The following is a 9300-nucleotide window of genomic DNA, read 5'->3' as shown; positions in this document are numbered from 1 at the left end:
TGGAGTGAACCCTGAGAATGAGACGATAAAAAACACCTCTCTAAATCGTAAGTATCAGTTATGATTTTAATGGAGGTGTTTTTCGTATGGGGAAAAAGGCGCATTATCCCGCCGAAATAAAGTGGAAAGTAGTTGAAATGAAACACCAAGGATTCAAAAATAAAGAAATTATGGATGCCTTAGGAATTAGACATGTGGCTCAAATTAAAACTTGGATGAAATGGTATCGTGAAGGCGAAACCTATCGGTTTGAACAATCTATTGGAAGACAATCTGCACATGGAAAAGGCTTAAAAAGATTAACAGAACTTGAACAAAAAGAATTAGAAATACGTTATTTAAAAGCAAAAATTATATTGCTGGAAAAGTGCCAAGAAATCTTAAGGAGGTGGGGGGAAAAGAAGAAATAATGAAAATGATAAAGGAATGGCAATCAATTTTTACAATTGCAGAACTGTGTTCTATATTTAATATTTCACGTGCTACTTATTATCGTTGGAAAAAGCAGGAGAAAACAGTAACTAATCATGAAGAAAAAAACGTAATAGAAATATGTCAACATCATAAATATCGGTATGGATATCGTCGGGTTACAGCTTGTCTACGTGATCAATTTAACATCGTAATGAATCATAAAAAAGTATTACGTATCATGAGAAAATACAATGTATTATCTCGGGTTAGAAAAAAGAAAAAGATATTTGTGCTCGGTCATGAACCAGTGGTGGCTAAAAATAGAATACAACGGAGATTTAAAGCTACCAAGCCTAATGAAAAATGGTTCACTGATATCACGTATTTGATGTTCGGCAATAAGACTCTTTATTTTTCATCTATTATAGATGGGTTTAACAATGAAATTGTAAGTTATAAAATAGCTGAGACACAGGATGTTTCTCTTGTATTAGATACTCTAAAAGAGGCTTTAAGAAAGCGAAATGTAATTGATACGATTTTACATTCGGATCAAGGAAAGGTGTATACATCAAAACAATTTCAAACATATGCCAAAGAAAAAGGCATTATCACAAGCATGTCTCGTACAGGAAACTGCCATGATAATGCCCTCATAGAATCCTTTCATTCTCATTTGAAATCCGAAGGATTCTATGCGCAAAATATAAAACAATCGAATAATGCTAGTATAATACAAACTGTGGATGAATACATCCACTACTATAATAATGAACGGATTCAGAGAAAATTAGATTATATGTCACCTATAGCTTATAGGAAACATGTTATCTAGGTGTTTTTTCTTTGTCTCACCAAATGGGGTCAGACCACTGCTTATTGTAGTTCATATTTTTAGACTTGTCCGGTAAAATAGACGTTTATTAGGTTATGATAACTAAAAGTTTATGTAAGCGTCAATATAAAAATCAGAAAATAATGAATGTTATAGTTGTTTGTTTAGTTTGTAATATAGATGCGTAGTAAGCTTTTGAAGTATCTAAAAATAAATAATTGACTTTTTTCTTAAAATTCAATATGTTCATAAAAACATCTGTTTTTCATAAGTATAATTAACCTGATGGTTTATAATTTGGGAAGGAGACTGGAACGTTGAAAACATTAGAACTACAAGAGCGCTTAACGGAGATTTTTCAGCATTTACACGAAAACCCTGAAGTAAGTTGGAAAGAATATGAAACGACAGCGTATATTACTGACTTTTTAAAAGAAGAAGGAATTTCATATAGAACATTTGATGATTGTCCAGGTGTAATTGCTGAGATTGGAGGCGGGAATCCAGTTATTGCGATTCGTGCTGATATGGATGCACTTTGGCAAGAAGTAGATGGAGAATTTAAAGCGAACCATTCATGTGGTCATGATGCTCATATGACCATTGTAATGGGAGTTATTTTACAATTGAAAAATATGAGATGGAAAAGTGGTACGGTTAGGTTTATTTTTCAGCCGGCAGAAGAGAAGGGTAATGGTGCTTTGAAGATGGTGGAGAAAGGTGCTGTAGATGATGCTGATTTCTTATTTGGTGTCCATCTAAGACCGATTGAAGAACTATCTTTGAAACAAGGAGCCTCATCTATTCGCCATGGAGCAGCTGGATTTTTAGAGGGGATGATTCATGGGGAGGATGCACACGGGGCGAGACCACACCAAGGTGTGAATGCAATTGATGTCATTTCCATGATTAATATCGGTTTGAAAAATATTTGGTTGCCACCGCAAAGTTCCTATTCAGTAAAAATGACGAGATGCCAAGCTGGTGGCGATAATTTAAATATCATTCCGGGAAATGGTCATTTCAGTTTAGATGTAAGAGCAGAGAGTAATATACTATTAGAAGAATTAAAGGAAAAGATTGAGCATGTAATAGAATCAGCTGCATCGATGGGGTCGAAAACTTCATATGAATGGATGGATCTTGCACCAGGAGCAGAGGTTTCCGAAGAAGCAGAGCGCTTTATGCGTAAAGGTATTATCGAAGTGTATGGGGAAGAGAGATGTACGGGACCTCTCTATACGACAGGAAGCGATGATTTCCATTATTACACAGTGAAAAGACCACATTTAAAAGCTGTCATGCTTGGACTAGGAGCAGACCTACAACCTGGATTACACCATCCGTATATGAGGTTTGATCATAGTTGTATTATGGATGGAGTAGAAATATTGAAACAAACTGTATTGAAAGTGTTAGAAGACAGGGGCTAGAGAGCTCCTGTTTTTTTGTCGTGGATTGTCGGTAAATCGATATATTTGAAAAATCGTTGATATATTTGAAGTTACGATAGATATATTAAGAAAATCGTTAATATAATTTCACGTACCTATTAATTTGATTAAAAATGAATCTCCAGTACATGGTGTATAATAATAAGTACCATTTTTTAATAGGAGAAAACGAATGAACGAACAATATTACGATGCAGTTTTACATATAAAAACAGTCGGTGAGCAAAAGGGGTTTAACAAGTCTATGCATTATCACCGCTATGAACCGACGCCCTATAGCGGATTAGATGAGTTACTGAATCAATATGAAATACGAAGTAGCGACCGAATTGTAGACTTTGGGTGCGGAAAAGGAAGATTAAACTTTTATATGCATCATAAATGTGGTGCATCAGCAGTTGGAATTGAAATGAATGAAGAGTTTTATAAAGAAGCGATGGATAATCGAGATCGTTATGCAAGAAAGGTAAGAAACGGTAAAGATAAAATTGATTTTGAATGTTGTTTAGCGCAGGAATATGAAATTGATCCGCATGATAATAGGTTTTATTTTTTTAATCCATTTTCTGTACAAGTGTTTATGAATGTAGTAAATAACATTTTGCTTTCGGTAGAAGAAACGGGGAGAGAAGTGGATATTATTTTATATTATCCTTCTGAGGACTATATTTTCTTCTTAGAAAATCAGACTGCGTTTGAGCTGAAGAAAGAAGTTAGATTGCCAGGTGCTTATGAGAAGAATGGGAATGAGAGGTTTTTAGTTTATAGATTGGAGTGCTAATGTATGGGGGCTTGGGGAGTAGCGATATTATCAGATGATATTGCTAAAGATATTCAGTTAATTTATAAGGACTTATTAGGAAATGAATATTCAAATGAAGAAGCAAGTAGGGTTGTAATTGATGAATACCAGACTGAACTAGATGATGAAGAGATACTTGTTTTTTGGTTAGCATTTGCTTATATACAATGGAAGTTAGGAAGGCTTCAAGACAATGTTAAACATGAGGCATTGCAAATAATAGAGAGCGGCGCAGATTTAGCACGATGGGAAGAAGAACCTACATTACAGAGAAAACGTGAAGTAGTGTTAAATAAACTTAGAGAACAGTTACATTCTCCGCAGCCACAAGCTAAAAAAATACCGAAGAGATTTATAGCAAATACTTCTTTAAAAGCAGGTGATGCTGTTAGTTATGAATTAGTGTCGGGGAAGTATATTATTCTGAAAGTCATCGAGATTATTGAAGAATGGTATGGGGATCGATATCCTCTATTTGAAATATGTGATTGGGAAGGGAAAGAGATTCCTTCAAAAGAACAAATTGACCAATTAGACTTAAAGAAAAGAATTTATGAAGATGGAAAGCAGGAAATAATTAAGCTTGCTATTTATCCTTCAGGAAAAAGAGATAACCCAGAAAAAAGAATACAAGTAGTAGCAGAAGATGTAAATGTAGTATTAGATATAGAACCACCATATGATTTAATATGCTGGAAGGAATTTGACGAACATTTGGATACAATGTAATAAAAAAGACGCGCTACCTATTGGTAGCGCGTCTTTTTTATTAGTTACGGATTAAGTAATCAAATGCACCTAAAGCTGCGTTTGCACCTGAACCCATAGAGATGATGATTTGTTTGTACGGATTATTTGTACAGTCACCTGCAGCAAACACTCCTGGTACGTTTGTAGCGCCGTGCTTGTCTGTTACGATTTCACCGCGAGCGCGTTCAACTGTTTCGCCTAACCAGTCTGTGTTTGGCACAAGACCGATTTGTACGAATACACCTTGTAATTCAACGTGATGAACTTCTTCAGTTTCACGATCGATGTAAGAAATACCGTTTACTTTATCAGTACCAGTAATTTCTTTCGTTTGAACGTTTTTCAGAACAGTTACGTTTGGTAAGCTGTTAAGACGCTCTTGTAATACAGCATCAGCTTTTAATTCTGGCATGAATTCAAGAACAGTTACGTGCTTAACAATACCTGCTAAGTCGATAGCTGCTTCAATACCAGAGTTACCTCCGCCGATAACTGCTACGTCTTTTCCAGTGAATAATGGACCGTCACAGTGTGGGCAGTATGCTACACCTTTATTTTTGAACTCAGCTTCACCCGGTACGCCAACGTTACGCCAGCGAGCACCTGTTGAAACGATTACGCTCTTACTTTTCAGAATAGCGCCGTTTTCAAGTTCCACTTCAATAAGTTCTTTTTTCTCTAAACGTTTCGCACGTTGTAGATTCATTACATCGATATCGTATTCTTTTACGTGCTCTTCAAGACTTGCTACTAGCTTAGGACCTTCAGTCTTTTTTACGCTGATGAAGTTCTCAATGCCCATAGTATCCATTACTTGACCACCGAAGCGCTCAGCAACGATACCAGTGCGGATGCCTTTACGTGCTGCGTAAATTGCTGCACTTGCACCAGCAGGGCCGCCACCAACAACAAGAACATCGTATGGATCTTTATCAGAAAGCTCTGATGCATCTGGACCGTTACCCATTTTAGCTAAAATTTCTTCAAGTGTCATACGACCGCTTCCGAAAGATTCGCCGTTTAGGTAAACAGTTGGTACTGCCATGATGTCTTTGCTTTCTACTTCCTCTTTGAATGCAGCGCCATCAATCATAGTATGTGTAATACTAGAGTTAAGAACGCTCATTACGTTAAGAGCTTGTACAACATCAGGACAGTTATGACAACTTAGGCTGATATAAGATTCAAAATGATATTCGCCTTGAATGTTTTTAATTTGATCGATTAATTTTTGTTCAACTTTTGGAGCGCGTCCACTTACTTGTAGTAAAGCTAACACTAATGATGTAAATTCGTGTCCTAATGGAATACCAGCGAATACGACACCAGTGTCTTCACCAGGGCGGTTTACGCTAAAGCTTGGTGTTCTCTCTAATTCAACTTTTTCTACTGTAATCTTAGATGACATAGTAGCTAATTCGTCTACTAGAGCTAACATATCTTTAGATACGTTATCGTCTCCTGCGCTTACTTTAAGTAAAATATCGTTCTCCATTAACTGAAGGTATTGGGATAGTTGTGTTTTTATATCTGCATCTAGTATCATTTTGATCGAACTCCTTAGATTTTGCCTACAAGGTCAAGGCTTGGTTTAAGTGTTGCAGAACCCTCTTGCCATTTAGCTGGGCAAACTTCACCTGGGTTGTTACGTACGTATTGAGCAGCTTTAATTTTGTTAACAAGAATGCTTGCGTCACGGCCGATACCGTCAGCATTGATTTCCATAGATTGGATAACGCCGTCTGGATCGATGATGAATGTACCACGAGCAGCAAGACCTTCTTCTTCCATTAAAACGTTGAAGTTTGTAGTGATTGTGCGAGTTGGGTCACCGATCATGATGTACTCGATTTTGCCGATAGTTTCTGAGCTATCATGCCATGCTTTGTGAGTGAAGTGAGTGTCTGTAGATACAGAGTATACTTCAACGCCTAAGTCTTTTAGAGTTGCATATTGGTTTTGTAAGTCTTCAAGTTCAGTTGGGCAAACGAATGTGAAGTCAGCTGGGTAGAAACAAACTACACTCCATTTTCCTTTTAAACTTTCGTCAGTAACTTGGATAAATTCTCCATTATGGTAAGCATTAGCTTTAAACGGTTTTACTTCTGTGCCGATTAATAACATGTTAAAATTCCTCCTAAATGTTGGTTTGAGCATCAAAAAATAGTGTGCTCATAAAATATATTTTTTAATTAACTATAATAATTCTAATTCGATATTAATTATCATATAGAATTGGTTATTTTGTCAAGCGAATAAACCAACTTTATTCCAATTTAATTAATATTTATTCTCAATTAAGGCTATCAGGGAATAGAAAGGTAATTTTAAGTCTATAAATTTTAGATGAGTGTTTGAAAAGTTTAGTGTGTATGTTAGAGATAGTGTGTAAGTTTAATTTTTTAGGAAGGAAATATTTCTTAGAAGTTGTGGTTTTGAAAAGGAACTGCTTACTTCTATTTTACAAAGAATTTTGTGATAAATAAAATAAAATGAATCGGAAATTTTTTGAACAATTTTTGTCATCTCAAATATATAATTAGGAAGTATATTAAGATGATAGTTAGAAACATTGACTCAAAGTGCTAACAAGATATAATAAAACCTAGATATATCTTTCAAAAAGAAGAATACATATTTATAGGATGAAAAAATTCAACCTATTATTTTTTATAGCTTTTAGAAAACGCTTACAATTAGTGTGGAGGGGAAACCATGTCTAAGTTCACGAAGTATTTTTTAATGGAAGCTAAAGATGTGATTGCATATGTGAAAGAGAAATTGTCTAAGTTTGAACATGCAAAGGAGTTACAGTGTAAAGAAATAGGTGATGGCAATTTAAATTATGTGTTCCGCGTTTGGGATGAAAAAGAGAACATGTCAGTCATCGTAAAGCAAGCTGGGGATACAGCTCGCATTTCAGATGAGTTTAAGTTGTCGACAAACCGTATTCGTATAGAATCAGATGTTTTGCAGTTAGAGGATGAGTTAGCACCCGGACTTGTTCCTAAGGTGTATTTATTTGATAGTGTGATGAATTGTTGCGTAATGGAAGATTTATCGGATCACACAATATTACGTACAGCACTTATAAATCATCAAATATTTCCGAGGCTTGCGGATGATTTAACTACTTTTATGGTAAATACACTTTTATTAACATCGGATGTTGTAATGAATCATAAAGAGAAGAAGGAACTTGTGAAGAATTATATAAATCCTGAATTATGTGAGATTACAGAGGACCTCGTATATTCAGAACCATTTACCAATCATAATAAGCGTAATGAGTTATTTCCGTTAAATGAGGGATGGATTAGGGAACATATTTATAGTGATAAAGAGCTTCGTATGGAAGTAGCGAAACGTAAATTTTCTTTTATGACGAATGCACAGGCATTACTTCATGGTGATTTACATACTGGTTCTGTTTTTGTAAGAGATGATTCTACAAAGGTTATTGATCCTGAGTTTGCTTTTTATGGACCTATGGGATATGACGTTGGGAATGTAATGGCGAATTTAATGTTTGCTTGGGTGAATGCAGATGCAACGATGCCACCTGGAGCGGAGAAAGATACGTATATGGATTGGTTACAAACTACGATGGTAGAGGTAATTGATTTATTTAAGAAGAAGTTTTTAGATGCTTGGGATATTCATGTGACCGAGATTATGGCGAAGGAAGAAGGCTTTAGCGAAGTATATTTACAATCTGTATTAGAGGATACGGCTGCAGTGACAGGTCTGGAATTAATTCGCCGTATTGTTGGATTAGCGAAAGTAAAAGATATTACTTGTATTGAGAATGAGGAAGCACGTGCTAGAGCGGAGCGAATTTGTCTTCAAGTAGCGAAGAGTTTTATTTTACGAGCGAATCAATATAGAACGGGTGCACGTTTTGTAGAAACGTTAAAAGAACAGTCAATGCACTACGCGAAGTAAGGGGAGAATATGATGGAAGAGCAATTAATACCCATTCAGTGGAAAGATGATGCTTTAGTTTTATTAGATCAAACATTATTACCGAATGAGGTTGTCTATGAATCTTTCAAGACAGCTGAAAGTGTGTGGGATGCCATTCAAGTAATGAAAGTACGAGGAGCACCAGCAATTGGTGTTTCGGCAGCGTACGGTGTGTATTTAGGAACAAAGGAAGTTATTCAAAGTAAGATGGAAGACTTTATAGAGGAAGTCAAAAAGGTATGTGCATATTTGGCAACATCAAGGCCAACAGCAGTAAACTTATTCTGGGCACTTGAAAGAATGGAAGCGGTAGCGACAGAGAACGCGCACTTATCAATCGTCCAGTTGAAAGACAGATTACTAGAAGAGGCAAAAGAGATTCATAGAGAAGATGAAGAAATTAATCGTCAAATTGGAGAGCATGCATTAACATTATTCCATGATGAAATGGGAGTATTAACACATTGCAATGCTGGTGCGTTAGCGACGACTAAGTATGGTACTGCGACAGCACCAATGTACTTAGCGAAAGAAAAAGGATGGGACTTAAAAATCTATTCAGATGAAACTCGTCCTAGGTTACAAGGTTCAACGTTAACAGCATTAGAACTACAGCGAGCGGGAATTGATGTTACTGTCATTACGGATAATATGGCAGCTATGGTCATGTCACAAGGAAAAATCGATGCTGTAATCGTTGGATGTGACCGCGTGGCAGCAAACGGTGATGTAGCAAATAAAATTGGCACATTAGGCGTATCTATTTTAGCTAAATACTACAACATTCCGTTTTATGTAGCAGCGCCAACACCAACAATCGACTTAAAAACACCGACAGGAAAAGAAATTCCGATTGAAGAAAGGGATGCTTCTGAAGTGATTAATCGTTTCGGACAATATTCAGCTCCGAAAGAAAGTAAAGTATATAATCCAGCATTTGATGTTACTCCATATGAAAATGTAACAGCGATTATTACAGAAAAAGGGATTGTAAAGGCACCGTTTACGGAGAATTTAAAAAAGCTATTTCAATAAATAGATAAATATAAAAGTCAGTCATCATAAGCTTCATACTTAGG

At 36.0% G+C, this 9300-nt stretch carries 8 protein-coding genes; 6 read left to right on the top strand and 2 right to left on the bottom strand.

Annotation, left to right across the window (positions count from 1 at the left end; genetic code table 11):
• The first annotated feature begins 86 nt into the window (after positions 1-86).
• From DN403_RS18680 to DN403_RS18665, 4 genes are all read left to right on the top strand, one after another.
• Positions 87-1249, top strand: a protein-coding gene (locus DN403_RS18680) for an IS3 family transposase (RefSeq protein WP_149185677.1) whose coding sequence is annotated in 2 segments (ribosomal slippage) — positions 87-354 and positions 354-1249 — 1164 coding nt in all. Because the reading frame shifts where the segments join, the coding sequence is not laid out codon by codon here.
• 317 nt (positions 1250-1566) lie between these two features.
• Entirely contained in the window at positions 1567-2682 is a 1116-nt protein-coding gene (locus DN403_RS18675) for a M20 peptidase aminoacylase family protein (protein ID WP_000853510.1), read from the top strand.
• Positions 2683-2875: 193 nt separating this feature from the next.
• Positions 2876-3484 (top strand): SAM-dependent methyltransferase, encoded by a 609-nt coding sequence (locus DN403_RS18670; RefSeq protein WP_001005635.1) that lies wholly within the window; start codon positions 2876-2878, stop codon positions 3482-3484.
• 3 nt (positions 3485-3487) lie between these two features.
• The gene (locus DN403_RS18665; protein WP_000501507.1) at positions 3488-4234 is read left to right on the top strand and encodes a hypothetical protein; all 747 of its coding nucleotides are present in this window, start codon (positions 3488-3490) and stop codon (positions 4232-4234) included.
• 40 nt (positions 4235-4274) lie between these two features.
• Here DN403_RS18665 and ahpF read toward each other — a convergent pair whose 3' ends face one another.
• Both ahpF and ahpC read right to left on the bottom strand, forming a co-directional pair.
• Complete coding sequence (gene ahpF / locus DN403_RS18660) at positions 4275-5801, bottom strand: alkyl hydroperoxide reductase subunit F (RefSeq protein ID WP_000599506.1); 1527 nt, start codon at positions 5799-5801, stop codon at positions 4275-4277.
• A 14-nt stretch (positions 5802-5815) separates the two neighbouring features.
• Positions 5816-6379, bottom strand: a complete 564-nt coding sequence (gene ahpC, locus DN403_RS18655) for an alkyl hydroperoxide reductase subunit C (RefSeq protein ID WP_000924420.1) — start codon at positions 6377-6379, stop codon at positions 5816-5818.
• A gap of 591 nt (positions 6380-6970) precedes the next feature.
• Between ahpC and mtnK the strand changes: the two genes are divergently transcribed.
• Together mtnK and mtnA are read left to right on the top strand one after the other, a co-directional pair.
• On the top strand, positions 6971-8200 hold the full coding sequence (mtnK, locus tag DN403_RS18650) for an S-methyl-5-thioribose kinase (protein WP_079245005.1): 1230 nt from the start codon (positions 6971-6973) through the stop codon (positions 8198-8200).
• Between the two features lie 12 nt (positions 8201-8212).
• Positions 8213-9256 (top strand): S-methyl-5-thioribose-1-phosphate isomerase, encoded by a 1044-nt coding sequence (mtnA, locus tag DN403_RS18645; RefSeq protein ID WP_000392488.1) that lies wholly within the window; start codon positions 8213-8215, stop codon positions 9254-9256.
• Positions 9257-9300 lie beyond the last annotated feature (44 nt).

Origin of the sequence: Bacillus sp. AY2-1, assembly GCF_008368965.1 — a bacterium.
GTDB lineage: Bacteria > Bacillota > Bacilli > Bacillales > Bacillaceae_G > Bacillus_A > Bacillus_A thuringiensis_S.
This window is presented reverse-complemented; position numbering and strand designations above follow the sequence as displayed.

Bases quoted from the DNA above. Each gene is read 5' to 3' on its own strand.
- DN403_RS18670 (WP_001005635.1), top strand. From the start codon at position 2,876: ATGAACGAACAATATTACGATGCAGTTTTACATATAAAAACAGTCGGT.
- DN403_RS18665 (WP_000501507.1), top strand. From the start codon at position 3,488: ATGGGGGCTTGGGGAGTAGCGATATTATCAGATGATATTGCTAAAGAT.
- ahpF (WP_000599506.1), bottom strand. From the start codon at position 5,801: ATGATACTAGATGCAGATATAAAAACACAACTATCCCAATACCTTCAG.
- ahpC (WP_000924420.1), bottom strand. From the start codon at position 6,379: ATGTTATTAATCGGCACAGAAGTAAAACCGTTTAAAGCTAATGCTTAC.
- mtnK (WP_079245005.1), top strand. From the start codon at position 6,971: ATGTCTAAGTTCACGAAGTATTTTTTAATGGAAGCTAAAGATGTGATT.
- mtnA (WP_000392488.1), top strand. From the start codon at position 8,213: ATGGAAGAGCAATTAATACCCATTCAGTGGAAAGATGATGCTTTAGTT.